18 protein-coding genes and 1 pseudogene are annotated in these 25176 nt (G+C 72.1%); 15 read left to right on the top strand and 4 right to left on the bottom strand.

Features of this window, described 5'->3' with window-relative positions:
• The first annotated feature begins 14 nt into the window (after nt 1-14).
• Nucleotides 15-2408 carry a beta-ketoacyl-[acyl-carrier-protein] synthase family protein gene (locus AC07EG_RS06130; RefSeq protein WP_478251926.1) on the top strand — a complete coding sequence of 798 codons (2394 nt, stop codon included), beginning with the start codon at nt 15-17 and terminating at the stop codon, nt 2406-2408.
• Nucleotides 2409-2734: 326 nt separating this feature from the next.
• Entirely contained in the window at nt 2735-5794 is a 3060-nt protein-coding gene (locus AC07EG_RS06125) for an amino acid adenylation domain-containing protein (RefSeq protein WP_478251925.1), read from the top strand.
• A 104-nt stretch (nt 5795-5898) separates the two neighbouring features.
• Here the strand turns inward: AC07EG_RS06125 and AC07EG_RS06120 are convergent, their stop codons facing one another.
• From AC07EG_RS06120 to AC07EG_RS06105, 4 genes and pseudogenes are all read right to left on the bottom strand, one after another.
• Nucleotides 5899-6528 (bottom strand): LysE family translocator, encoded by a 630-nt coding sequence (locus AC07EG_RS06120; protein WP_478251924.1) that lies wholly within the window; start codon nt 6526-6528, stop codon nt 5899-5901.
• 23 nt (nt 6529-6551) lie between these two features.
• The gene (locus tag AC07EG_RS06115; RefSeq protein ID WP_478251923.1) at nt 6552-8126 is read right to left on the bottom strand and encodes a succinic semialdehyde dehydrogenase; all 1575 of its coding nucleotides are present in this window, start codon (nt 8124-8126) and stop codon (nt 6552-6554) included.
• 13 nt (nt 8127-8139) lie between these two features.
• Nucleotides 8140-9771: a GMC family oxidoreductase gene (locus AC07EG_RS06110; RefSeq protein ID WP_478251922.1), complete on the bottom strand. Its 1632-nt coding sequence runs from the start codon at nt 9769-9771 to the stop codon at nt 8140-8142.
• 140 nt (nt 9772-9911) lie between these two features.
• Nucleotides 9912-10182 (bottom strand): annotated as a pseudogene (locus AC07EG_RS06105) (transposase); the annotation flags it as partial.
• A gap of 86 nt (nt 10183-10268) precedes the next feature.
• Here AC07EG_RS06105 and AC07EG_RS06100 point away from each other — a divergent pair.
• The 13 genes from AC07EG_RS06100 (at nt 10269) to AC07EG_RS06040 (ending at nt 25122) form a co-directional block, all read left to right on the top strand.
• Nucleotides 10269-11102, top strand: a complete 834-nt coding sequence (locus AC07EG_RS06100; protein WP_478251921.1) for an asparagine synthase-related protein — start codon at nt 10269-10271, stop codon at nt 11100-11102.
• A gap of 328 nt (nt 11103-11430) precedes the next feature.
• Nucleotides 11431-12894 carry a phosphotransferase family protein gene (locus AC07EG_RS06095; protein WP_478251920.1) on the top strand — a complete coding sequence of 488 codons (1464 nt, stop codon included), beginning with the start codon at nt 11431-11433 and terminating at the stop codon, nt 12892-12894.
• Nucleotides 12891-13622, top strand: coding sequence for a class I SAM-dependent methyltransferase (locus AC07EG_RS06090; protein WP_478251919.1), 732 nt, complete (start codon nt 12891-12893; stop codon nt 13620-13622). The genes AC07EG_RS06095 and AC07EG_RS06090 overlap by 4 nt, the downstream gene beginning before the upstream one ends.
• 23 nt (nt 13623-13645) lie before the next feature.
• Nucleotides 13646-14911, top strand: a complete 1266-nt coding sequence (purB, locus tag AC07EG_RS06085) for an adenylosuccinate lyase (RefSeq protein WP_478251918.1) — start codon at nt 13646-13648, stop codon at nt 14909-14911.
• Nucleotides 14898-15305, top strand: coding sequence for a GNAT family N-acetyltransferase (locus AC07EG_RS06080; RefSeq protein WP_478251917.1), 408 nt, complete (start codon nt 14898-14900; stop codon nt 15303-15305). The genes purB and AC07EG_RS06080 overlap by 14 nt, the downstream gene beginning before the upstream one ends.
• On the top strand, nt 15302-16015 hold the full coding sequence (locus AC07EG_RS06075) for a gamma-glutamyl-gamma-aminobutyrate hydrolase family protein (protein ID WP_478251916.1): 714 nt from the start codon (nt 15302-15304) through the stop codon (nt 16013-16015). The genes AC07EG_RS06080 and AC07EG_RS06075 overlap by 4 nt, the downstream gene beginning before the upstream one ends.
• Nucleotides 16009-17238 (top strand): MFS transporter, encoded by a 1230-nt coding sequence (locus AC07EG_RS06070; protein ID WP_478251915.1) that lies wholly within the window; start codon nt 16009-16011, stop codon nt 17236-17238. The genes AC07EG_RS06075 and AC07EG_RS06070 overlap by 7 nt, the downstream gene beginning before the upstream one ends.
• Nucleotides 17235-18476: an ATP-grasp domain-containing protein gene (locus tag AC07EG_RS06065; protein ID WP_478251914.1), complete on the top strand. Its 1242-nt coding sequence runs from the start codon at nt 17235-17237 to the stop codon at nt 18474-18476. The genes AC07EG_RS06070 and AC07EG_RS06065 overlap by 4 nt, the downstream gene beginning before the upstream one ends.
• Nucleotides 18477-18513: 37 nt before the next feature.
• Complete coding sequence (locus AC07EG_RS06060) at nt 18514-20202, top strand: YceB family lipoprotein (protein WP_478251913.1); 1689 nt, start codon at nt 18514-18516, stop codon at nt 20200-20202.
• Complete coding sequence (locus tag AC07EG_RS06055; RefSeq protein WP_478251912.1) at nt 20195-21565, top strand: amidase; 1371 nt, start codon at nt 20195-20197, stop codon at nt 21563-21565. The genes AC07EG_RS06060 and AC07EG_RS06055 overlap by 8 nt, the downstream gene beginning before the upstream one ends.
• On the top strand, nt 21562-23073 hold the full coding sequence (locus AC07EG_RS06050; protein ID WP_478251911.1) for a glutamine synthetase family protein: 1512 nt from the start codon (nt 21562-21564) through the stop codon (nt 23071-23073). The genes AC07EG_RS06055 and AC07EG_RS06050 overlap by 4 nt, the downstream gene beginning before the upstream one ends.
• A gap of 19 nt (nt 23074-23092) precedes the next feature.
• Entirely contained in the window at nt 23093-24061 is a 969-nt protein-coding gene (locus tag AC07EG_RS06045) for a GNAT family N-acetyltransferase (protein WP_478251910.1), read from the top strand.
• Complete coding sequence (locus tag AC07EG_RS06040) at nt 24061-25122, top strand: GNAT family N-acetyltransferase (protein ID WP_478251909.1); 1062 nt, start codon at nt 24061-24063, stop codon at nt 25120-25122. The genes AC07EG_RS06045 and AC07EG_RS06040 overlap by 1 nt, the downstream gene beginning before the upstream one ends.
• Nucleotides 25123-25176: the final 54 nt, after the last annotated feature.

The raw sequence follows: 25176 nt of genomic DNA, 5'->3' as shown, positions 1-25176 counted from the left end.
CGAGGAGCACGTGAATGGCACGGCGGCCAGAGCGGGTCGTGATCACCGGGGTGGCGCTCAACTGCGCCCTCGGCGCGCACACCGATCAGGTGTGGCGGGCGATCGTCCGTGGCGACAGCGGGATCCGGCCGGTCCGGCGCCTCGACGTGTCGACGCTGTCCTGCCACCGCGCCGGTGAACTCGGCGTGGTGCCCGCCCCGGTGCGGCGGCCGAAGGGCAGGCTGGACCGGGCGAGCGAACTGGCGCTCACCACGGCGGCGGAGGCGATCGGGCAGGCCGGCCTGCACCCGGCGGAAGCCGACCCGTACCGGGTGGGGATCGCGCTCGGCACCTCGGCCGGTGGGCTGGCGGAGGGCGAGCGGTTCCACTGGCAGCTGCTGCACGACGGGCCGGAGGCCGCGCGGCGGCACCACCTGCTGGTCTGCCCGCCCCACACCGCGGCGGACGCGGTCAGCGCGACCTTCGGGCTGAAGGGGCCGAAGGCGGTGTTCGCCAACGCCGGTGCCGCGGGCGCGAACGCCATCGGGTACGCGGCCGACGTGGTCCGCGCGGGCCGGGCCGACGTGATGCTGGCCGGTGGGGTCGACCTGCTCGACATCGTTTCGTTCGCGGGGTTTCACAGCCTCAAGGCGCTCGATGCCCAGCCGTGTGCGCCGTTTTCGCGTGGTTCGGGGCTCAACCTCGGTGAAGGCGCCGCCATACTCGTGCTGGAGGCGGAGAGCGTGGCGGCCGGACGCGGTGCCGCCGTGCTGGGTTACCTCCGCGGGTACGCGCTGACCAGCGACGCCCACCACGCCACGGCCCCCGATCCGGTCGGTGACGGCATGCGCCGGGCCATGGCCGAGGCGCTGGCGCGGTGCGGACTGGAGCCGGGCGACGTCGACTACGTCAACGGCCACGGCTCCGGCGTCCCGGCCGAGGACGCCGCCGAAAGCAAGGCGGTCGACGCGTTGTTCGGCTCGGTTCCGCCGCCGATGAGCAGCACCAAGTCGCAGGTGGGACACCTGCTCGGGGCCGCGGGTGCGGTCGAGGCCGCGGTGTGCGTGCTGGCGTTGCGCGACCGGTTGCTGCCGCCGACGGTCGGCGTGGACCCGGCGGTGCCGGTGGACCGCGATCTCGTGCCGTCGGCCGCCCGCGCGGCGGAGCCGGAGGTGATCCTGTCGAACTCCTCCGCGTTCGGCGGCAACAACTGCGCGCTGGTGCTGGGCCGCGCTGCCGGTCCCGTGCCCGAGCTGGCGCACCGCCGGGTGGTCGTCACCGGCGCCGGGGTGGTGTCGCCGTTGGGCATCGGGCAACGGGAGTTCGTCGCCGCCATCCGGTCCGGAGCCGTGGGCACCGGGGCCGTGGACACCGTCCGCTTCCGCCACCACGTCGACCCCGCCTACGCCCGCCGGCTCGACCAGCTCGGCCTGCTGGTGCTGTCCGCGACGCGAATGGCGTTGCGGGACAGCGGGTTCACCGTCACCAGGGCGAACAACGAGCGGGTCGGCCTGGTCTTCGGCACCGGCACCGGCCCGCTGGAGACGGTGGCCAAGCTGACCGAGACCATCGGTCGGGAAGGTCCGCACCGGGTCCACCCCCGGCTGTTCCCGAATTCGGTGGCGAACGCCGCGGCCGGGCACGCCTGCCTGAGCCTGCAGCTCAAGGGCCCGCTGTCGACCCTGGCCACCGGCTGCGCCGCCGGGGTGCTCGGCCTCGGTTACGCCACCGACCTGATCCGCCGGGGTGAAGCCGACGTCGTGCTCGCGGTGAGCGCCGACGAGCTCACCCCGATGCTGCGCTTCGGCTACGACCGGCTCGGCCTGCTCGCCACCGGCGCCGCTCGTCCCTACGAACGGGAGAGCACCGGCTGCGTGCTCGGTGCCGCCGGCGCGGCGCTGGTGCTGGAAAGCCTGGACCACGCGCGCGCCCGGGGCGCGACCGCCCTCGCCGAGGTCGCCGGCCACGCGGTGACCTCGGACGCGCACCGGGTGGCGGGCAACGAGCCGGACGGGCAGGCGTGGTCGGAAAGCTTCCGCCGGGCCGTGGCGGACGGCGGGCTCGCTCTCGCCGACATCACCGCGGTCTACGGCGACGCGCGGGGCACCGCGGTGCTCGACCTGGCCGAAGCGCGGGCGCTGGGGCGGGTGTGGCGGCCCGGCGAGGTCACCCTGGCCAACGTCGGCGCGCAGGCCGGTCACCTGCACAGCACCACGGCGGTGCTGTCCGCGATCTGCGCGCTGGAGACCGTCCGGACCGGCTGGGTGCCGCGGCTGACCGGCCTGTGCGATCCGCTGCCCGAGGTGACGGGCTATCTCGAACCGGGGACGGACGCGGCCACCCGGTCGGTGCTGGTGACCGCCGCCGGTTGGGGAGGCACCTACGCCAGCGCGGTGCTCCGCCCGGTGGAGCACTCCGCCGGGTGGTGAGGCGCGAAAAAAGTCGCACTCGGGCTACTTTCGGCGGAATGGCGGGTTCGGCCGATGTGGAATCGTCGAATATTCGCGGAGCGTTTCCGGGACAATTGTATTCCGAGGTTGACATTTTGCGGTGGCCGTCGCCTAGACTGGGCACCGCAGGTCGATCAGGGGGAAGCGGCGGCCGCGGCCGTCCGGGGGGACAGCAGCTGGGGACGAATTTCGGTTTGCCCCTTTGGCATCACGGCCGCTGATCCGTGCCGCTCCTGTCAGCGTTGCCGGTCCCGGAACTCCCTTCCGCCCCACCACGCGCCGGAACCAGGAGGACCAGCGAGCCGATGAGCGACTACGACCGGAGAAGGCACGGAATCCACCAGCTCGACCGGCCCGCAACGATCGCCGATCCACGCGGGTACGTTGAGGCGATCCGCGAACTCGGTCCGCTCTTCTTCGACGAAGTGGGTCAGCTCTGGGTGTGTTCCGGTTATCGCGAGGCCGCGCAGATACTCGGCGATTTCCGGCATTTTTCCTCCGCGCGCGGGCGGCAGCGCGGTGAACTCGCCGAACGCGGCCTCGGGCCGGGTGCCGAACTCGCGGCCATGGTCGCCGAGCAGATGCTGTTCGCCGATCCGCCCTCGCACACCGGACTGCGTGCACCGCTGCGCGAGCAGTTCACCGCGGCCAAGGTCCGCGCCCGCGACGACGAGGTCCGCGAGCTGGTGCACGGCATCCTCGGCCAGTTGCCGGAGCAGGGGGAGATCGACCTGGTCGCCGGGCTGGCCGGCCCGCTGCCCGCGGCGCTGGTGGCCCACCTGCTCGGCCTGCCGGGGGAGCGGGAACGGCTCGGGCAGTGGGCCGAAGGCTACGAACGCCTGCTGGGCAGCCTGTCCTCGCTGCCCGACGTCCGCGACGGCGCGGTGGTGCCGGTGCTGCGGGAAGCGATGGCGGTGTTCACCGCGCAGCTCCGGGCCCGGCTGGCCGAGCCTGCCGACGACCTGATCGGCGCACTGGCCGGACCGCTGGCGGGCCTCGACCTCGACGACGCCGAACTCGACCGGCGGCTGCACGTCCTGGCGGCGAACTGCGTGGTGCTGGCCGGTGGTGGTTACCAGACGCTGACCCAGCTGGTGGCAGGCGGCCTCCTGCTGCTGGAGCGGTATCCCGAGCAGCAGCGGGCCCTGCGCGAGGACCCCGGGCTGATCGATTCGGCGATCGACGAGTTCATGCGGCTCGACGGGTCCAGCCAGTACGTCGCCCGGCAGGTCACCGCCGACGTCGAACTGGCCGGAGCGCGGCTGCGGGCGGGCCAGAGCGTGCTGGTGCACCTGGGCGCGGCGAACCTCGACCCGGCGGTGTTCGACGAGCCGCACACCCTGGACATCACCCGCCGCGGTGCGCGGCACCTCGGCTTCGGTTTCGGCAGGCACTACTGCGCCGGCGCGCCGTACGCCGAGCAGGCCGCCCGCTGGGCCGTCCTCGGCTTCCTGGAGCGCTATCCGCACTACGAAACCGCGCCGGGGCCCGACGCGGTGGTGTGGGGCACGCACGCCAACACCAGGGCGCCGTCGAAGGTGCGCCTGCGCGTGTCCTCCGGCGAGCGCCCGGAACAGTCCGAAGTGGACAGCACGCTGCTGTTGGCACGCGTCGACGACAACGAAACCCCGGCGAGCGAGTTCGCTTGCTGGCACCAGCCCGTCGAGCGGTGGGCCCGGACCACGCCGAACGCGGTCGCCGTGCGCGACAGCGACGGCGAGTGCGGTTACGCCGAACTGGACGAGCGGGCCAACGCGCTGGCCAGGACCCTGCGCACGCACCACGTGCAGCCGGAGTCCGTGGTCGCGGTGGTGATGGAGCGCTCGGCCGGGTTCGTCGTCTCGGTGCTGGCGGTGGCCAAGGCGGGTGGCGCCTTCCTGCTCGCCGCCCCCGATTCGCCGATCGAGCGGCTGCGGCACACGCTGCACGAGGCCTCGGCGGAACTGGTGCTCGCCGACGCGCGGACGGCCACCCGGTTGCACGGGGCCGGGCTGTCCACGCCGGTGCTGGTCCCGGACACCACCGGGCGGTCCCCGCTGCCCCCGGTCACCGGCACCACCGGTGGCAACACCGCGTACGCCGTGTTCACCAGCGGCACCACCGGGCGGCCGAAGGGCATCCTGATCCCGCACCTGGCCGTGGTCAACCTGCACCTGGCCCAGCGGCGGGTGCTGCGCCTGACCCCGGCCGACCGGCTGCTGCAGTTCTTCTCGCCCAACTTCGACGGCTGCGTGTCCGACCTGGTGATGGCGCTGACCGCCGGCGCCACCCTGGAATTGGCACGCGGACCCGAACTGACCGTGGGGCCACCGCTGCTCCGGCTGCTGCGCGACCGCCAGATCACCGCGGTGCAGCTGACCCCGTCGGTGTGGGCCGCGCTGCCCGGCGCCGACCTGCCGCACCTGCGGCTGGCGATGGCCGCGGGGGAGCGGCTGCCCGCCGCCACGGTCACCCGCTGGCACCGGCCGGGCCGCCGGTTCCTGAACCTCTACGGTCCCGCCGAGACCGCGGTGTGGGCGACCTGGCACGAATGCGTGCCCGGCGAGACGCCGCCGATCGGGCGGCCGATCCCGAACAAGCGCGTCTACGTGCTCGACGAGCGGCTGCGGCCGGTCGGCGTCGGCGTGCCGGGGGAGATCTGCGTCGGCGGGGCCGGCGTGGGCCGGTACCTGTCCCGTCCCGAGCTGATGGAGGCCAAGTTCGCGCCGGACCCGTTCGGGCGGCCGGGTGAACTGCTCTACCGGACCGGTGACGTCGGGCGGTGGCAGCCGTCGGGCTCGCTGGAGTTCCTCGGCCGGACCGACCGGCAGGTGAAGATCCGGGGCCAGCGCGTGGAACTGGACGAGATCGAGCGGACGCTGGGTGCCGCGCCCGGGGTGGCCGAGGCCGTGGTGATCGCCGAAGACGGCCGCCTGGCGGCGCTGGTCGTCCCGGCCGGCCACGACTTCACCGAGCGGGCGGTGCGGGAACACCTGGCCGCGCACCTGCACTCGGCCATGGTGCCCGCCCGGCTCACCGTGGTCGCCGAACTCCCGCGCACCGGCACCGGCAAGCGGCGATTCGACCGGTCCGCCGCGGAGACCGTTGCCCCGGCGCGGCCGGTCGAATCCACGGATGCGGTCGACTGGCTGATCCACCTCTTCGCCGAGTGCCTGCGGGTTCCGGCCGCCGCGGTGAAGGCCGATTCGGACTTCTTCGCCGAGGGCGGTGATTCGCTGGCGCTGGCGGCGCTGCTGGCTGGGACGGAACGGCAATTCGGTGTTCGGGTCGACGTGGAACGGTTGCTGGAGGACCCGAGCCCGGCGGGGGTGGCGCGGATGGTGGGCGGGGCGCCGGTTCGGCTGGTGGAACCGGCTTTCCGCTGAGTGTCACGGGGCCGTTCGGCTTCGCTGCCGACCGGACCGCGCCGTGCCTGGCTGGAGGGGTTCGCCGAGGGCGAGTCGCCGGCCGGGGTGAACGCCGCTCGGGGTCAGGCTCGTTCGAAGGCCAGGCGCAGGCCCAACGCGATGAGGACGGTGCCGGTCACCCGTTCCAGGTTCCGCCGCACCCGGTCACGGGCGAAGAACTTCCGCGCCATGCCCACGAAGGTGGCGATCAGCAGGTACCACCCACCGTCGATGAGGACCTGGAGCAGGGCCAGCGGCAGCGTCGCCGCCAGCACGTCGGCACCGGGCGGGATGAACTGCGGGTAGAAGGCGAACATGAACACCGCGACCTTCGGGTTCACCAGATTGGTCAGCAGCCCCGAAACCGCGGCCCGGCGCCAGTCCTGCCGTACCGCGGCCTCGTCCACCGGCAGGGCGCCGGCGGTGCGCCGGGAGGCCAGCCAGGCCTGCACCCCCAGCACCAGCAGCACGACGGCCCCGGCGACCCGCAGCACGGTGTACGCGGCTTCACTGGCCGCCACCAGCGCGGCCACGCCCGCGGCGGCGGCCAGCGCCCAGGCCAGCAGGCCCGCTTCGATGCCGAGCACCACCGGGAGCACGGCGCGGGCCCCGCCGATGGCCGCGCGCCGGATCACCAGCGCGGTCGTGGGGCCGGGCACCATCGCGCCCACGGTGATCGCGAGCAGGAAGCCGCCGAAAGCCGACCAGGTCACGGGCGCCAGTATCGCACCGGTGCTCAGCGAACGCGCAGTTTCCGCATCAGCTTCAACCCCGACAGCATGCCCTTGACGTACTTTTCGTAGTCCTGTCCCGGTTTCGCGCCCATCACCTGCTTCTTGAGCACCGCCCGGTTCTGCACGTCGGTGTACTTCAGCAGGCCCTGGTCACCGTGCCGGGCACCGACGCCGGAGTTCTTCACCCCACCCGACGGGGTGCCCTTGGCGGCGTAGGCGGTGGCCAGGATGTCGTTGATGTTGACGTTGCCGGATTCCAGCCGGTCGGCGACGGCGGAGGCGGCGCGCAGATCACCGCTCCACACCGAGGCGTTGAGGCCGTAGTCGGTGTCGTTGGCCAACTCGATCGCCTCGTCGACGGTCCGGTACCCGTGCAGGGCGACCACCGGCCCGAACGTTTCGGTGACCCCGCAGAGCATGTCCTTCGTGACGCCTTCGAGAATGGTCGGTTCGAAAAAAGCCGGGCCGAGGTCGGGCCGGGCTTTGCCCCCGCAGAGCACCGTGGCGCCCCGGGCGACGGCGTCCTCGACGTGTGATCTGACGCGGTTCAGGTGGTCGACCGAAACCAGTGAACCCATATCCGGCCCGAAATCATACGCGGCACGCACGTCGAGCGAGCGGGTTCGGGCCACGAACGCGTTTTTGAACTCGTCGTACCGCGATTCCGGCAGATAGATCCGCTCGATGTGCATGCAGATCTGCCCGGTGTTGCCGAACGCCCCGAAAACGGCGCCCTCCACCGCTTCGGCCAGATCGGCGTCGTCGAGCACGATCATCGGGTTCTTGCCGCCGAGTTCGAGGCAGCAGCCGATGAGGTTGCGGCCCGCGCGTTCGCCGATCACCCGGCCGGTGGCGGTGGACCCGGTGAACATCACGTAGTCGGCCTGGTCGATCAGCGTCGGGCCGACATCCGGGCCCTCCCCGCAGACCACCTGGAACAGACCCCCCGGCAGCCCGGCCTCTTCCAGCAGCTCGATGCCGTAGAGCGGGGACAGCGCGGTCTTGTTGTCGGGTTTGAGCACGACCGCGTTGCCTGCCATCAACGCGGGCACCGCGTCGGAGATGCCGGTGGCGAACGGGAAGTTCCACGGCGCGATGATGCCGACCACGCCCTTGGGCTGCCGGATCTCGGTCGAGCTGGTCAGCAGCGGCACCGGCCCGCCGCGCCGGACCGGGGCCAGCAGCTTGGCCGCCCGGCGCAGGTAGTGGCTCATCACCATGGCCGGGTCGCAGGTCTCCTCGATGGCCATCCGCCGGTTCTTGCCGCTCTCGACCTGGATGAGGTCGGCCACGACCGGCGCGCGGTCGACGAAGAGCCCGTGGGCCCGCTTGAACACCGCCAGCCGCTGCTTGAGCGGGGTGGCCGCCCACTTCCGCTGCGCGGCCCGCGCCACGGTGAACGCCTGCTCGATGTCGGCCGGTGCCGACTGCGGCAGCTCGACCAGCGTTTCACCGGTGTAGACCTCGGTGAGCTGCCAGGTGGCCCCGGTCGAACCGGGCACCCTGGCGACGAGTTGCCGCAGCAGCGCTTCGGTGGCCGACGCCGGGCGGGTGAGCGCGAGCGGGGTGGCGGTCATGGTCCTCTCCCGGTCAGTGGTCGCCGGCGAGCACGAGCTGCGCGCCCATCTCGCCGATCATGATGCAGGGCGCGTTGGTGTTGCCGCCGGTGATCGACGGCATGATCGAGGCGTCGCAGACCCGCAGCCCCTCGACGCCGCGGACCTTCAGGTCGGGGCCGACGACGGCGAGTTCGTCCACGCCCATCCGGCAGGTGCCGACGCCGTGGTACACCGAGGTGGCGCGGTTGAGGATGGCGTCGCGCAGGTCCTGGCCGCGCAGGCGCTCACCCGGGTGGATCTCCTCCTTGATCGTGCCCCCGAACGCACCGGAGGCGAAGATCTCGCGCACCATCTCCGAGCCCTCGGCGAGCACCTCGAGGTCGGCCGGATCGGCCAGGTACTGCGGGTCGATCAGCGGGGGCGCCGCCGGGTCCGCCGAGGCGAGCCGCAGCGTGCCGCGGCTCTTCGGGTAGATCAGCGTGGCCAGCACGGTGAGCGCGGTCCGCTTGTCCACGTCGTGCCGGATCGGCGCGTCCTGGTTGGGGGAGACGTAGGCCCACGGCAGCAGGTGCAGTTGCAGGTCGGGCACCGCGCCGGCCTGGGAGGTGCGGAGGAAGGCGACCGCCTCGAACACCGAGTTCGCCAGGAAGGTGGTGCCGGGCCGGAGCAGTTCCCTGGCCAGGCCGCGGGCGAAGTACGGCGGCGTGCCGGTGTTGCGGCTGGAGGTGGCGTGGAAGGTCAGCGCGTGGAACATGTGGTCGTGCAGGTTGTCGCCGACCGGCAGGTCCGCGACCACGTCGATGCCGTGGCCCCGCAGGTGCTCGGCGTGGCCGATGCCGGACAGCATGAGCAGCTGCGCGGAACCGACGAATCCGGCGGAGAGGATGACCTCCTTGCCCGCCCGCAGCGTCCGCCGGGTGCCGTCGGCGTCGGTCACCTCGACCCCGGCCGCGCGCCCGTGCTCGATGAGCACCTTCCGCACCAGCACCCCGGACTGCAGTTCCAGCGTCGGGGGAGCGAGGTGGTGGAGGTACCCGCGTGACGCGCTGTAGCGCAGGCCGCCGGCGGCGTTCTGCTGCATCCGGCTGACGCCCTCCTGCGACTCGGCGTTGTAGTCGTCGAGGACCCGGCAGCCGATGGTGTCCGCGGTGGCCTGCACGAAGCGCAGCGAACCCTCCTGCGGGGCCTTGTTCCGGGTGATCCGGATCGGCCCGCCCGCGCCCCGGAACGCGTTCTCGCCGTCCTCGAAGTCCTCCATCCGCTTGTACGCGGCGTTGACGCTGTCGGCGTCCCAGCCGGCGTTGCCCTCGGCGGCCCAGGAGTCGAAGTTGGCCCGGTTGCCGCGGACGTAGACCATGCCGTTGATCGAGCTGGAGCCGCCGACCACCCTGCCGCGCGGCACCGGCATCCTCCGGTCCAGCGCGTGCTTCTGCGGGACCGAGTAGAAGCCCCAGTCGAAGGGTTTCTTGAGCTGGGGCACCGCGTGCATGGGGCCGACCAGCCCCGGCTTGCGGACCATCAGCTTCTCATCGGTGCGGCCGGCTTCGAGCACGATGACGGTCGCCCCCGACTGCGCCAGGCGGCCCGCGATCGCCGCTCCCGAGCTGCCGGACCCGACGACCAGGTAGTCGGCCTCGACGCCGCGCGGTGCCCTCTTCGCCATCTGCGCTCCTCGATCCGGCCCGCCGGGCAAAACTGCAACCTGTTCTAGTTTTGCCTACCGTAGAGCCTCCGCCGCCGGTCCGCAACGGCCTCGGCGGCCACGGTCCCGGCGGGCGGGTGGCGGGGGGCCTGGATCTTGTCAATGAGGGCGGCGTGGTGCTCCTTGCCTTCGGTTCGTTCGCGGTCGTAGTAGGTGTGGCTGGTGGGGTCGTGCAGGGCGGCGAGCGCGGCGAGGAAGAACGCGTTCGAGTTTCCGGTTGCCGGTGCGTGCGGGGTGCTCGCCCTTGATCGAGGTGCCGGAACGGTCAGTGACCGGAGCGATGCCGGCGTAGGCGGCGAGGTGGCCGGAGGACTTGAATCCGGAGGCGTCGCCGATCTCGAGGGGGATGCGGGCTGCGGCCCTGACGCCGAGCTCCCGGTGCGCCGGGGCATCACCCCGCTGCGGACCGGGTACTGGCTCCGCCCGACCGCCGACGGCCGGGCGAACCGGGTGCGCTGGTGGGAACTCCCGCCGGAAACCCGTTCGCCGGCCGAAGGAGCGGCGGCCCTGCGGTCTGCGCTCGCCGAGTCGCTGGCCACCCGGGGCGGACCCGGCCGGACGCTGGGCGCGGCCTGTCCGGCGGCCTGGACTCCACCGGCCTGTGCTTCCTCGCCGCGGCCACCGGAGCCGATCTCGTCACCCGCCACGCGGCTCCACCGGACGCGGCCAACGAGGACACCGCGTGGGCGCACCGGGCTGCCGCGCACCTCCCCGGAGCCGGGCACCACACCCTGCCCACGGACCGCGGGGAGACCCTGTTCGGCTTCGGCTACCAGGCCGCCGGCGGTCTCGCCCACGTCCACGACCTCGCCCGCCGGGCGGTGGCCGAGGGCGCCACCGTGCACCTGACCGGTTTCGGCGGCGACGAGCTGTTCGGCCGGATCCCGGTCAACGCCTGGTCGCCGGCCGGGGCCCGGCCGTTCGGCAGCCTCGGGCTGCTGAACCGCTACCGGCCGGCCAACCGGTGGTCCTGGCCGTCGATGCTCCGCGGGCTGGCGGACGGGGCTTCCTTCGCCAGGTACCTCGCCCTGGCCGCGGACCGGATCGATGCGCCGCGGCCGCGGTGGCACGAGCCCGCCTCCGAGCCGGGGTGCCGCGGTGGGTCACGCCGGACGCGGTGGCGGCGGTCCGCGACCTGCTCACCGCGGTGGCCGCGGAGGAGCCGGAACCGCTGGACGCCGACCGGGCCCGGTACCAGCACTGGCTTCGACCGCGTTCGAGGGCACAGTTGGTCATTTTCGCCTACGAAAGCGGTCTGGGCGGAGCGGGGTCTTCCGGAGGCACGCGGCTGAAAATCGCCCCTTTGATCGATTTCATACGATCAGAGCTTTCGCATTCGACCGCTGTACGGTAGAGCAGGTCCAGTTCGAACATCATGTCCGAATTCGGCCCATCCGCACTCGTACCGTAATCCGTTCGGGGGAACCACGCGAATCCGGTACGGCCGATCGGAGTCATGTGCAGGGCGATTCGGTGGAACTTGGTCCGTTGGCGTAACTGAAAACGTCATACTGGCGACACTGGGGTTAAGTGCCGATGAACGGCACTGGCGCGCCCGTGCCTGGAGGCGGGCGCACGAGCAGGGCGGGCGGCCGCCGGGGTCGGGAGTTACTGGGGTCCATGACAATCGTCGAAGGTGAAGTGCGCGCTCATTCACGCCGGCTCGGTGCCGGTGAACTGGCCGAGGTGTACGCGGAACTCGCGAGAACCGAGCCCGAACTGGACCCCGCGGTCCCGGCGGTGGTTTTCCGCGGTGTCGAACCCGCGCCCGAGCAGGCCGAACGCCTGCGCCGCTTCGGCTGCGCGGTGCTGGTCCGCGACCACGCCACCGGCACCGGGACGCTGCTGCTCGGTGGAAGCGCGCACGGCACCTGGTTGCCGCTCAACGGGAATCCGGCGGAGCACGTGGCCGTGGTCCTCACCCGGGTGGAGCAGTCGCGCCTGCGCGAGTGGTCGGGAGCCGTGGCACGTCCCGAATTCACCACCATGCACAAACCGGGGTCGGACTCACGCGGTGTCGTCCAGTTCACTGTGGACGGTGCCGAGGTGGTCGCCAAGATCGGTGACGCGGCGGCGATCACGGGGGAGGTCGACTTCGCCTGCTCGGTGAACGCCTTGCTGGCCGGGGAAGGCAGGCGCGCCCTGTTCCCCGAAGTGCTCGGGCTGCACCGGGAGGGCACGCAGGCGGTGAGCCTGATGGAGGCGGGCACGCCGATGCCGCTGGCCTCGCTGTTCACCGACGACGCCAGGACCACCCTGGACGCGAAGGCGCTCGACCTGCTCGAACCGCACCTGGACCAGGTGAGCGCCTGGTACCGGCTGACCGCCAAGACGCAGCGGCCGACCGTGGCCGACTACCTCTACCGCGAGCGGTACCACGTGCTGCGTGAGCGGGCCGACTTCACCGGCACCTTCGGCGCGCTGTTCCCGGAGGTGCCGCTGGCCGACGTGCTCGCCGCCGCGATCGACCTGCCGGACGGCACGCGGCTGCCCGGGTTCGACGCCGCGGTGTCCTGGCTGGACCGCCACGTCCCGGACCTGCTGCCCGGCGGCGGAAGCGCCGTGCACGGCGACATCTACGCCGCCAACATGCTCCTGCGGGCCGACGGCAGCCCGCTGCTGATCGACCCGCGCACGGTGTGGGAGGACCGGGACCGGCCCGACGTCGGTTACGGCGACCCGGTGTACGACTTCTCCACCCTGCTGCACGGGGTGTTCCCGATGGCCGCGATCCTGCGCGCCCTCGAAACCGGGACCACGGAAACGCTGGTGGACGCCGGAATCCGGCCCGCCGGCGGGGTGCTCGACCTGACCTCGCTGCGCCTTCCCCTGTCCCTGCCGGAAAACGTGCGCGCGCTCACCGAGCGGATGCTGCGCGACCTCCCGCACCCCGAGCCGCGGACCCGCACCACCGCCCGGCTCCTCCTCGGTGCCGCCTCCGCGCTGCTGGGGTGGCTCAAGTACCCGCGCTCCCTGCGCACCCCGCAGGCCTGGCTGGCCACGTTCACCTACGTGTGCTGGTACGTCGAACAAGCACGAACTGTTCTGTCAGACGGCGTTTCAACCGGAAAGAAGGACTCGTGACCACGCTCAACTACGACGACCTCGCGACCGAGTACGCGCGCCACCGCCGCACCTACCCCGGTCTGGTCGAGCACATCGTGCACCGCGCGGGCGTCACCGCCGACCACTCGGTGCTGGAAGTGGGCTGTGGGACCGCGAACCACATCACCGAGCTCTGCCGCCAGACCGGCGCGCGGGGCCACGGCGTGGAGCCGTCGGAGGAGATGCTGGCGGTGGCCAGGACCCAGCCCGCGAACCTGGACCTGCGCCAGGGGTACGCGCAGGAACTGGATTTCCCGGCGGGCACCTTCGACCTGGTGATGTCCGTGGACATGATCCACTACGTCACCGAACCGCTCGAATACTTCAAGCGCGCGTTCACCGCGCTCAAGCCGGGGGGTTACTTCGTCACGGTGACCGATTCCGACTGGATCATCCGGAACCGGTTCCCGATCGCCAAGTACTTCCCCGGCATCATCGACGCGGAAGCGGGCCGCTACCACCCGATCCCGCGACTGGCGGGTGATCTCGCCCTGGCCGGGTTCGCCGACCTCTACGAGCGGGTCGTCGAAAGCGAATACGAATTGACTGAATCGAGCCGGTTCCGGGACAAGTCCTATTCCTGCCTGCACCTGATCAGCGACGAGGAATTCACCTCCGGTCTCGCCGCGCTCGACGCCGACCTGGCCCGCGGCCCGCTGACCGGGAACCTGCGCAGCCTGGTGCTGTGGGGGCGTCGACCCGAATGATCGAGCGCTACAGCCTGCCCCCGATGCGGGACCTGTGGACCGACGAGGCCAAGTTCGCCTCGTGGGTGCACGTGGAGGTCCTGGCGAGCCGCGCGCAGGCCGCCATCGGCGTGGTGCCGCGCGAGGCGCTCGCCGCCATCGAACAGGGCACCGTGCCCACCCCGGAGCGGGTGCGCGAGTGCGAAGCGACCAGGGACCACGAGATCCTGGCGTTCCTGGAGGCCTACACCGAAACCATCCCCGGCGGGCACGGCCGGTGGGTGCACCACGGGATGACCAGTTACGACCTGGTCGACACCGCGCTCGGGCACACCATGGCCCGGTCGTGCGACCTGGTGCTCGAAGCCGCGACGGGCCTGCGGGACGCGCTGGTCCGCCGGTCGGCGGAGCACTGGGACTCGGTGTGCGTCGCGCGCACGCACGGCATCCACGCCGAGCCGACCACCTTCGGCCAGAAGCTGGCCCTGCACGCCAGTGCGGTGGACCGGTGCCTGACCCGGCTGACCGCGGCCCGTGCCTCGGTGGCGGTGGGCACGATCTCCGGGCCCGTCGGCACCTACTCCAAGATCGATCCCCGGGTCGAGGAGATGGTGTGCGCCGAACTGGGCCTGGGCATCGAGCCGATCCCCAGCCAGGTGGTGGCCAGGGACCGGCACGCCGAACTGCTCAGCGCGCTCGCCGTGCTCGGTGCGGTGGTCGAACAACTCGGCCTGGAACTGAGGTTGCTGCAGCGCACCGAAGTCCGTGAGGTCGAGGAGCCGAGGACGAGTGCGTACCAGGGGTCGAGCGCGATGCCGCACAAGCGCAATCCGACCTCCAGCGAACGGATCTGCGGCCTGGCCCGGCTGCTGCGTGCCTACGCCGACGCCGCTTACGAAAGCGTGGCCCTCTGGCACGAACGGGACCTGGCGCATTCACCGGTCGAGCGCGTGGTGTTCCCGGACGCGTTCACCATCGCGCACTACCAGGTGACCAAGGCCGCGGAGATCGTCGACGGCCTGGTCGTGCACCCGGACCGGATGCTGGCCAACCTCGAATCCACGCGGGGGCTGATCTACAGCGCCGACGTCCTGCTCGACCTCGTCGAAGGCGGAATGGACCGGGAGCAGGCGTACCGCGTGGTGCAGGCCGCCGCGACCGAGACCGCCGAGACCGGCACGCACCTGCGCGAGACGCTCGCCGCCCGTGCCGTGCCCACCACCGACGACCAGTTCCGGCCGGAACGGTTCCTCACCCGGGCGCACCTGCTGCGGGAACGATTGGAGAAGAAGTTCGATGTGGAAGTGTGAAATCGTCGACGGCAAAACCCTCGACGTCGACGAGGTGACCGCGCTCTACCGGGCGTCCACCCTCGGCGAGCGCCGGCCGATCGAGGACACCGAGCGGTTCACCGACATGGTCCGCAACGCCAACCTCGTGGTGGTGGCCAGGGTCGAGGACCGGATGGTCGGCATCGCCAGGTCGATCACCGACGGCGCGTACGTCACCTACCTCTCGGACATCGCGGTGGACGTGGAGTTCCAGCGGCAGGGCATCGGCCGGGACCTGATCGAGGCCACCCGGCACGCCCACCCGCGTGCCAAGCTCGTGCTGCTCTCGGCGCCCGCGGCGGTGGACTACTACCCGCACATCGGGTTCACCCAGCACAACTCCGCCTGGACCCTGGACGCGCTGATCCGATGAGCGCCGGAGTACCGGCCCGGCGGGCCCCGCGGATCGGCGTCACCACCTACCAGGAGCAGGCTTCCTGGCGCGGGTGGCACCGGCGCGCTTCCCTGGTGCCGCGGGGTTTCCTCGACCCGATCGCGGTCGCGGGCGGGCTCCCGGTGCTGCTGCCGCCCGACGGCGGCGAAGCCGAGGCCCGCGACCTCGTGGCGTGGCTCGACGGCCTGCTGCTGGTCGGCGGCCCGGACATCGACCCGGCGCACTACGGGGCCGGCCGGGCGGGTGCCGGGGAGGCGGAACCCCGCCGTGACGAGTGGGAGATCGCGCTGACCCGTGCCGCGCTCGAAGCCGAGGTGCCCTTCCTCGGCGTCTGCCGGGGGATGCAGCTGCTGAACGTGGTCTGCGGCGGCACCCTGCAGCAGGACATCGGCCGCGCCGAGCACCAGCCAGAGGGCAGCCGGTTCGGCCCGGTGCCGGTCGAGCTGGACCCGGAGCGGCTGCCCGGCAGCGTGCTGGGCGGCTCGGCCGAGGTGCGCTGCTACCACCACCAGGGCGTCGACCGGCTGGGTGCGGGCCTGACCGCCACCGGCTGGTGCCGCGACGGCGGCGTGGAGAGCCTGCTGCACGAAGGGCACGAGTTCGTCGTCGGCGTGCAGTGGCACCCCGAGGCGGGCGAGGATTCGGCATTGTTCAAAGCCTTCGTCCACGCGGCCGGTGCGCGATGCTGAAGGCGCTGCTGCCGCACAGCCACCGCGGCCGGGTGCTGGCGCTGGGCGCGCTCATCGACGCCGTGGCCACCGGGGTGTACCTGGCGGTCGCGACGCTGTACTTCGTCCAGTACATCCACATCCCGGAGACCTCGGTCGGGGTGGCGCTGGCGGTCGCGAACGTGTGCGGGCTGCTGGTCCCGATGCCGGTGGCGCGGCTGACGCGGCGGCTCGGCGTGACGCGGGTGTACATCGTGCTGCTCGCCGTGCGCGGTGCGGGGGTGGCCGCCTACGCGCTGGCCGACGGCTACTGGCGCTACCTGGTGGTCACCTGCGTGTTCACCATGGCCAGCCGGGCCGCGCTGCCGCTGCTGCAGGTGCTGATCGGGCAGCTGGAGGGCGAGCAGGACCGCACCCGGACCATGGCGTCGATGCGGACGGTGAACAACATCGGCCTGGCGCTGGGCTTCCTGGTCGCCAGCGTGGTGCAGCTGCTGCAGAAGCAGGCCGGGTACCTGGCGCTGTTCGTGGTCTGCGGGGCGGCTTTCGCCCTCGCCGCCGTGGTCACCGTCCGCGCGACCAGGGGAGCGGTGAACAAGGACGCCGCGGCCCCGGTCCGGGAGAAGCGCGCCAAGTCGGTGTACCGGGACGGGCGCTTCATCACCGTCGCGGTGGCCAACGCGGTGCTGATGATGCACGACTCGATGTTGTTCATCCTCATCCCGCTGTGGGTGGTCAAGCGAGCCGGGCTCTCCCCGACGGCCAGCTCCATCCTGCTGGTGCTCAACACCGTGATCACCGTGCTGCTGCAGGTGCACGTGTCCAAGTACGTCAGGGGCGTGCGCAGCGCGATGCGGATGCTGCGGTGGTCGGTGGTGGCGCTGGCGGTCGCCGGCGTGCTGCTCGGCGTCGCCGACGACGGCGCCAAGTGGCAGCTGATCGCCCTGCTCGCCGCCGCGGTGGTGCTGCTGACCGTGGGCGAGAACCTGCACGCGGTCGCCGGCTGGGAGCTGTCGTTCCTGTTGTCCGACCCCGAGAAGCGCGCTCAGTACCTGAGCCTGTTCAGCCTCGGCTACACCGGCCAGCAGATCGCGGGCCCGGTGCTGATGACCGCGCTCGTGCTGCCGTGGGGGCTGCCGGGCGTGCTGGTGATCACCGCGCTGTTCGTCCTGGCGGCCGTGGCCACGTCGGTCGCGGTACGCGGGTACGCCCACCAACCGGAAGACGAGAAGGCACCGGCATGACCAAGCACGTCATGGTTTTCGGCAGCGGGAACGGCGATCTGCCCGGCCGCATCCGCGCCCTCGAAGAAGGGGTGCGCACCACGCTGGTGTGCCGGCCCGACCACCTGCACCGGCTCGTCGAGCCGGAGCACCACACCCGCCTGCTGGTGCTCGGTGCCGAGCTGAGCACCGAGGAGTGCGTGGGGCTGGCCGAGGTGGTGCACCGCGCCGACCCGGTCACCCACATCGCCACCCTCGGCGAGCACGACCAGGACCGGGCGGCGGCCGTCGGCGAGGCGCTGGGCGTGGCCACGCACAGCGTGGAAACCGTGCGGCTGGCCCACCACAAGGACGCGATGCGCCGCCGCCTGGCCGAGGCGGGGATCGACGAAACCCCCGCGGAAGTGGTGCCGGACGTCGACGCGCTGCTGAACTTCGCCAAGCGGCACGGCTTCCCGGTCGTGGTCAAGCCGGTCGGCGGCCTGGCCAGCTTCGGGGTGACCGTCGTGCACGAAGAAGCCGGGCTCGAGGCCGCGTTCACCCGGGCGGACACCGCCTCCGAGCACGGGTGGCTGCGCCGCCTCGGGGTGTTCGCCGAGGCGTACCTGGACGGCCCCGAGTACAGCGTCGAGGCGCTGTCCGAGGACGGCGAGCACGTGGTGCTCGCGGTGACCGCCAAGGTCACCGATCCGGTCACCCGCGTCGAACTCGGGCACGTGGTCCCGGCCCCGCTGCCCGAGGACGTCCGGCGGCGGTGCGCCGAACTCACCGTGCGGGTGCTCGACGCGATCGGCGTGCGGACCGGGGCGACGCACACCGAACTCATCCTCACCGGGGACGGCCCGCGGGTCGTGGAAACCCACGTGCGGATGGGCGGGGACGAGATCTGGGAGCTCGTCCACGAAGCGGTCGGCGTCGACCTGATCGACGTCCAGCTGCGCCAGTCCATCGGCCAGAAGGTGCTGCCGGGCGTCCGGTCCACCCTGGCCGAGCCGCGGCCGGGGAAGGCCGCGGCGATCTGGTTCGCCACCCCGCCGCCGGGTGGCGAACTGGTGGAGGTCACCCAGCCGCCGGACACCGGGGCCGTGATCGGCATCGCCGTCCAGCCCGGAACGGTGTTCGACGGCCTGATCAGTTCCTATTCGCGGCCCGCGTCCGCGCGGTGCACCGCGGGCAACGCCGACGAAGCGCTGGCGGCGGCCCAGCGCGCCGTCGCCGGGATCTCCTTCCTCACCCGGGTCGGCGGCAACCCCGGCTGATCCGCACCTCCCCTACCCCCCTTTCGAGAGGACTCCCATGCCCTCCCTGAGATCCGAAGGATTCGCCGATCTCGTCGCCGACGCCGCCGACCGCGCGCGCATGGCGAACGACGGCAGCAAGCTCGTCGAAGCCGCCCTCACCCTGGACGGCCGAGTCGAGGAGAACGTCGGGCTGCTGGCGGTCACCCCGGCCGACCGGATCGTGCTCGACCTGGTGCGCGCCGGATCGCTGACCGTGGACGTCGGCGCCGACGGCCCGGACCGGGTGGTGCTGACCGGCACCGGCCGGGTGACCGTGCGGCTCGACGGCCTCACCCACCCCGTGGACCTGCACCGGCTCGGTGCGCTGCGGTGGGACGGGGTCGACGAGGCCGGGGTGAAGGCCGCGGTGGCGGCCGAAGCCGCGGCCACGGCCGCCGACCTGGCCCGCCTGCACCGCGAACTCGTGGCGCTGCCGCGGGAACAGGTGCTCGAACGCGTCGACCACATCGAGTACTGCCTGCTGCACATGGCGCCCGTGCTGATCCACGCCAACGACCGGGTGTACTCCAACCTCGGCAAGGGCAACCTGCCCGGCAAGTCCATGGGCGCGGGGCACCCGAAGTCGCTGCTGAACCAGTTGCGCGCCACCGAGGTGGCCGAGTGGTCCCCGGAGGACGCCTGCTTCGTCGCGTGCCTGACCGCGGTGCTCTCCTCCGGGCCGCCGGTGCGCGCCGAGGAGTTCAACGGCGCCCAGCTCACGCCATCCACAGTGGACCACTTCCTGTCCTCGCGGATCGCGGCCTACGGCGGGGCGGTGCCGGAGGCGCCGGCGGCGAGCCTGGCGGAACTGGAGTCGCGGGCCCAGGAGTGCCAGCGGCTGCGGGACAAGGCGACCAGCGCGGGCCTGCGGCCGTACCGCGTGATCAACGGGCTGAACCTGCACAAGGTGGAGCACCTGACCGAGGCCCCGGTGCTGCTCACCGACGTGCCGCGCGGGTTGCGCGGCCACCTCGCCGACGTGCTCGGCGCCGAGCTGCCCGAGCACATCGACGAACTCGCTCCACTGTGGACGGAGTACGCGTCGGGCCTGCTCGGTGCCCCGGCCACGGAGCCGTACACCACGGCGTTCGAGGGCGCGCTGCACGCGCTGCTCACCGCGATCGCGGAGGCGTTCTACGCCGACGTGTCGATGAGCCGCGGCCCCGAGCGGTTCGACCCGCTGCGGATCGACCACGGCTCCGCCGACCCGCTCGACCTCGGCACCGGCGACTTCTACTGCTGCGTCACCCCGCGCAAGGCGTTCGTCGACCGGTTCACCGACGAGCCGGCGGACCTGTCGAAGACGCTGGCCGCCTACAGCGCCAGGATGCGGTTCAACACCTGGCACTACCTGCCGCACACGCTCGGCATCGTGGAGCGGGAACCCGGCCGCGACGACTGGTTCTTCGCCCCGACGATGCCGGACGTGACCCAGTGGTCGGACCAGCACCACACCGGGCACGTGGCCTTCGGCGTGCGCTACGCCATCCGCGTCCCGTTCGGCATCACCTACGACGGCCGCGCGCTGCCCGGGATCTACGACCTGCGGTTGCTGCGGGCCAGCGCGCCGACCTTCACCGTGGCGGACCTGCGCCGCGCCATCGCCGCCGGTGAGGTGCTGCGTGGTTTCTACCAGGCCATGTCGGTCCACGAGCCCGTGGTGACCGACTTCGGCAGGGACTGGTACCGGCGCGTCTATGGATGAGGTGCTGCGGCGGGCCACGGCGGCCGAGATCAGGGCGTGGTACGCCACAGGTGAACTCCGGCCGACGGAGTTCACCGAGGCGACGCTGGCGTTGCAGGCGGAATCGGCGTCGTTGCACGCGTTCGTGACCGTCACCGCCGAGCTGGCCATGGACCGGGCCCGCGCGGCCGAGCGCCGCATCCGCGAGTTCGGCGCGGCCGCCTGGGACGGCTGCCCGCTGCTCGGGGTACCCGTGTCGGTCAAGGACCTGACGCCGACGGCGGGGGTGCGCACCACCCGCGGTTCGGTCCGCACCGCGGACTGGGTGCCCGAGGTGGACGCTCCCGCGGTCGCCCGGCTGCGGGGCGCGGGTGCGGTGCTGATCGGCAAGACGACGACCTCCGAGGGCGGCTGGAGCGCGGGCACGGTCAACCCGCTCGGGCCGCCCGCGGCCAACCCGTGGGACCCCGGGCGCAGCGCCGGTGGGTCCAGCGGGGGAGCGGCGGCCTCGATCGCCGCCGGGATCGGCGTCGCCGCGCTGGGCACCGACGGCGCGGGCTCGATCCGCGTCCCGGCCGCCTTCTGCGGGGTGGCCGGGTTCAAGCCGACCTTCGGCCGCGCGCCGTACGCCCCCGTCAGCCCCGAGGGCCTGTCGCACATCGGGCCGATCACCCGGGACGTGGCCACGGCGCGCCTGGTGGCCGAGGTGATCAGCGGCCCGCACCCGGCCGACCCGCTGTCGGCCCCCCTGCCGCCGTGCCCCGCGTTCGGGGACCGGCCGAGGGTGGCGTGGCTGCGCTGGCCGGACGGCGGCACCGAACCCGAGGGCGTGGCCAGGGCGGCGGCCGCCGCCCTCGGTGACGTGTCCGAAGTGGACATACCGTTCGCCGATCCGTACCCGGACCTGGTCACCATCCTCGCCGCGTTCGACGCGGGCCAGGCGCCCGCGGACGACGCGTTGTCCGACCCGCACCGGTTGCGCGTGGTCGAGCACGGCCGGTCGCTGACCGCGGCCGAGCTCGCGGCGGCGTTGTCCCGGCGGGCCCTGCTGCGCCAGGCGATCGACGCGTTGTTCGCCGAGTACGACGTGCTGGCCATGCCCACGGTGTGGATCGAGCCGTTCCCCGTCGACGCGTGGCGGCCCGATCCCGGCGGTGACGACCTGGGCTGGCTGGCCTGGTGCCGGGCCGCCTACCCGTTCAACCTCACCGGGCACCCGGCGGTCTCCGTGCCGGCGGGCACCACGACGGCGGGGTACCCGGTCGGGCTGCAGCTCGTCGCGCGGCACGGTGCCGACGGCGAACTGCTGCGCGTGGCCGAACTGTTCGAGCAAACCCGGCCATGGCGGGACCGTGGCCCCCGAAAGGACGCGGTGCGACGGTGACCGAAACACTGGTGAATTCGACAACCGGTAGCGCCGACTTCGTCGAGCGCCACGGCCTGTGGACCGACGACCAGCGCGCCGCCGCGGCCGAGGTGCTGGCCCTGCTGAAGAACCTGGAGTTCGTGCGGGTGGTCTACGGCGACCCGCACGGCATCACCCGGTCCAAGGTGCTCAGCGCCGCGGCGTTCGCCTCGGTGCTGCGCAACGGCATGGACTTCAGCCCCGGCCCGTTCGTCTTCGACACCGGGCACGCGGTGGCGATCGACTTCTTCGCCGAGGGCGGTGGCATCGGGGTCGGCGAGCTGACCGGGGCCGGTGACTTCATCGTGGTGCCCGACCCGGCGACCTTCCGGGTGCTGCCGCACACCGGCAGGCCGACCGGCTGGGTGATCGGGGACGAGTACCTGCGCGACGGCACCCCGCACCCGCTGTCGAGCCGGGCCGCGCTGCGACGGCAACTCGACGCGCTGGCCGCCAGGGACCTGGAGTTCGTGGTCGGCCTGGAGGTCGAGTGGTACCTGACCCGGCACGCCGACGGCGGCAGGCCGGTGCGGGTCGGCGGCTTCGGCGTCCAGGGCGAGCCGTTCACGGTGGAGGCGGTCAACGGCGGCTACCAGTTCAACTCCGACTTCCTGCTGGACTCGGTGATGCCGGTGCTCGACCCGGTCCTCGGCGCGCTGTCCGCGCTGGGCCTGCCGCTGCGCGGGATCGAACACGAGTCGGGCCCGGGGCAGATCGAGCTGACCCTGAACCCGATGCCCGGCCTCGCCGCCGCCGACGCGATGCTGCTGCTGCGCACGGTCACCAAGCAGGTGCTGGCCCGCGCGGGTTACCACGCCTCGTTCATGGCGCTGCCCGCGCTGCCCGGGTTCGACCCCAGCGGCTGGCACCTGCACCAGTCGCTCGCCCGGCGCTCCACCGGGGAGAACCTGTTCGCCGCCGAACCGGGTGGTGCCCCGCTTTCGCCGTCGGGCATGGCCTACCTGGGCGGCCTGCTCGACCACGCCAAGGCGGCCAGCCTGCTGTGCGTGCCGACGGTCAACGGTTACCGGCGCATGCAGGACGGCTTCTCGCTCTCCCCGGACCGCGTCGCCTGGTGCACCGAGAACCGCGGTGCCTTCCTGCGGGTGCTCGGCGCCCCCGGCGATCCGGGCAGCCACATCGAGAACCGCATCGGGGAACCGACGGCCAATCCGTACCTCTACCTGACCGCGCAGGTGAGCGCGGGGATCGACGGCCTCGACCGCGGCCTCGACCCCGGCCCGCGGGCGGCCGACCCGCACGGCCCCGCCGCCGACGCCCTCCCGGCCGATCTCGGCGAGGCGATGGCGGCCTTCGCCGACAGCGAGTTCTACCGTTCCGCGCTCGGCCCGGAACTGCACCGCTGCCTGCTGGCGCTGAAAGCGAGCGAGTGGACACGCTTCGTGCAGTGGCTGGCTAAGGTGGAACCCACCCAGGAAGACGTGGTAACCGAATGGGAGCACCGTGAGTACTTCGGCACCTTCTGACCGCTACCGACGGCGGGTCGTGCGCAGCGTCGACGACCTGAGCGCGGGCACCGAGGCCGTGGTGGCGGCCTCCGGGGCGAACGTGAACTACTCGATCGAGTTCATGCGCGCCTACGAGCGGTTCCCGATCCAGCCGGTGCACGGTTGCCACTACATCGAACTGCTCGACGGGGACGACGAGGTGGTGGCGTTCGCGCCCTGCTTCGTCCAGGGCGACCCGCTGGGTGCGCTCGGCCTGCCCAAGGGCGAGTTCGCCCTGCTGAGCAACGTCTGGCACTGCTCCGACGCCCGGCTGGCGGCGAAGCAGGTGACGCCGGAGATCGCCACCGAACTGCTCGACGCGATGCGGGAGGTGGCGCGCTCGCTGAACCTCAGCCGCACGGGGTTCATCAACGTGGCCAACGGTTCCCCCAGCGCCGAGGCGCTGACCGCGGCCGGGGTCGAAGGCGTCCACCTGGACACGCGGTACTGGCTCGACCTGGCCAAGTACGGCAGCGAGCAGGGGGTGCTCGATTCGATCAAGTCCGCCGACCGGCGGGAGTACAACCGGCACTGGCGCCGCGCCACCGAGGCGGGCGTGAAGATCGTGCACCGGATGGCTTCACCGAACGAGGACGTCGAGAAGCTGAACCTGCTCGAGGTCACCATGGTGCGGGTCGGTTCGGCGGGCTACTACGACGCCGAGAAGCTGGCCAAGTTCCTCGCCGAGACGCCGAACGCGCGGATCATCGAGATCACCCTGGAAGACAAGCTGCTCGGCTTCGCCATCCTGTTCACCGACTCGACCCGGCTGCACGCGTGGGCCCTCGGTTACGACCGCGAGACCAAGCTGTCGTTCAGCCCGTACTACCTGATGTGGGGCTCGTTCATGCGCCTCGGCTACGAACTCGGCATGCCCGTGCTGGAGGCGGGCAGGCGCAACGGCGAGTTCAAGATGCGCCACGGCCTGGTGCCGCAGGACCTGAGCGCGTACGTGGTGAACGCCTGATGGGTTTCGAGGTCACCCCCGGCCTGCCCGGGGACTGGGACACCGCGGCCGGGAACGCCCCGGCGATCGGCCGGGCCCGGTGGATCAACTTCGGCCAGTCGTGGTTCCCCGGGCCGTACCACACCTTCGCGCTGCGGGACGCGGACGGCAGGTGCCGGGTCGCGATGGGCGGTGCCGTGCTGCCCGCCCCGGCCGAGGTGCCGAGGCGGGACCCGTGGCACATCCTCACCGGCCGCACCACCGACCTCGGCCTGTTCACCCCGGACGACCACCCGTGGCCGCGGGAGCTGGACCCGGGCGCGGTCTACCCGTGCCTGATGCTGATGTACCCGTACTACGGCGCGTTCCCGGTCGGCGCGGAAGCCGCCGAGCCGGGTGCGTTGCGGGAGTACACCGAGCAGCTGGTGGCCTGGGCGAAAGCCGAAGGCGTCGCCTCGATCACCGCGCTGTACCTGATGCCGAACGCCGATCCGCTGGTCGCCGCGCTGGGCGAGGCCGGTTTCGCCACCGCGCACATGGGGCAGCGCTGCGACATGCCGGTGACCTGGGCGGACTTCCCGGGTTATCTGAAGTCGCTGCCCAAGAAGCATCGTGACGAGGTCAAGCGCGAGCTGAACCGGATGCGTGAGCGCGGCCTGGTCACCGGCACCCGGGTGGGGCTAGCCGACGACGAGCCCGAACTGCTGGACCTGCGGTGCCGGCTCATCGCGAAGTACGACGGGTCGGTCAACGAGGCCGCGCAGGCGGCGATCATCGACATGATCCGCGAGCACGTCGCCCCCGAGGACATCACGATCTTCACCGTGCACGACGGCGACCGGCTGGTCAGCTACAGCCTGTTCATCCAGGACGGTCCCGAGTGGACGGTGATGCTCACCGGAACCGCCTACGGGGAGCCGAATTCGGACTACGGCTACTTCTCCTGCATGTTCTACCAGCCGGCCGAGCTGGCTCCGGCCAAGGGCATCGCGCAGTTGTCCTACGGGTACGGCACGCTGGACGCCAAGCGCCGCCGGGGCTGCCGGTTGTACGACTACACCGCCGCCGAACTGCGCCTCTGACCTTTGCCGCGGCACCGCCGGCCACTACCGTCGACGGCCCGCCGCGGCAAAGGA

It is taken from the genome of Amycolatopsis sp. NPDC045836, from assembly GCF_056431745.1.
This window is presented reverse-complemented; position numbering and strand designations above follow the sequence as displayed.

Bases quoted from the DNA above. Each gene is read 5' to 3' on its own strand.
- AC07EG_RS06130 (WP_478251926.1), top strand. From the start codon at position 15: ATGGCACGGCGGCCAGAGCGGGTCGTGATCACCGGGGTGGCGCTCAAC.
- AC07EG_RS06125 (WP_478251925.1), top strand. From the start codon at position 2,735: ATGAGCGACTACGACCGGAGAAGGCACGGAATCCACCAGCTCGACCGG.
- AC07EG_RS06115 (WP_478251923.1), bottom strand. From the start codon at position 8,126: ATGACCGCCACCCCGCTCGCGCTCACCCGCCCGGCGTCGGCCACCGAA.
- AC07EG_RS06110 (WP_478251922.1), bottom strand. From the start codon at position 9,771: ATGGCGAAGAGGGCACCGCGCGGCGTCGAGGCCGACTACCTGGTCGTC.
- AC07EG_RS06095 (WP_478251920.1), top strand. From the start codon at position 11,431: ATGACAATCGTCGAAGGTGAAGTGCGCGCTCATTCACGCCGGCTCGGT.
- purB (WP_478251918.1), top strand. From the start codon at position 13,646: ATGCGGGACCTGTGGACCGACGAGGCCAAGTTCGCCTCGTGGGTGCAC.
- AC07EG_RS06080 (WP_478251917.1), top strand. From the start codon at position 14,898: ATGTGGAAGTGTGAAATCGTCGACGGCAAAACCCTCGACGTCGACGAG.
- AC07EG_RS06075 (WP_478251916.1), top strand. From the start codon at position 15,302: ATGAGCGCCGGAGTACCGGCCCGGCGGGCCCCGCGGATCGGCGTCACC.
- AC07EG_RS06070 (WP_478251915.1), top strand. From the start codon at position 16,009: ATGCTGAAGGCGCTGCTGCCGCACAGCCACCGCGGCCGGGTGCTGGCG.
- AC07EG_RS06065 (WP_478251914.1), top strand. From the start codon at position 17,235: ATGACCAAGCACGTCATGGTTTTCGGCAGCGGGAACGGCGATCTGCCC.
- AC07EG_RS06060 (WP_478251913.1), top strand. From the start codon at position 18,514: ATGCCCTCCCTGAGATCCGAAGGATTCGCCGATCTCGTCGCCGACGCC.
- AC07EG_RS06055 (WP_478251912.1), top strand. From the start codon at position 20,195: ATGGATGAGGTGCTGCGGCGGGCCACGGCGGCCGAGATCAGGGCGTGG.
- AC07EG_RS06040 (WP_478251909.1), top strand. From the start codon at position 24,061: ATGGGTTTCGAGGTCACCCCCGGCCTGCCCGGGGACTGGGACACCGCG.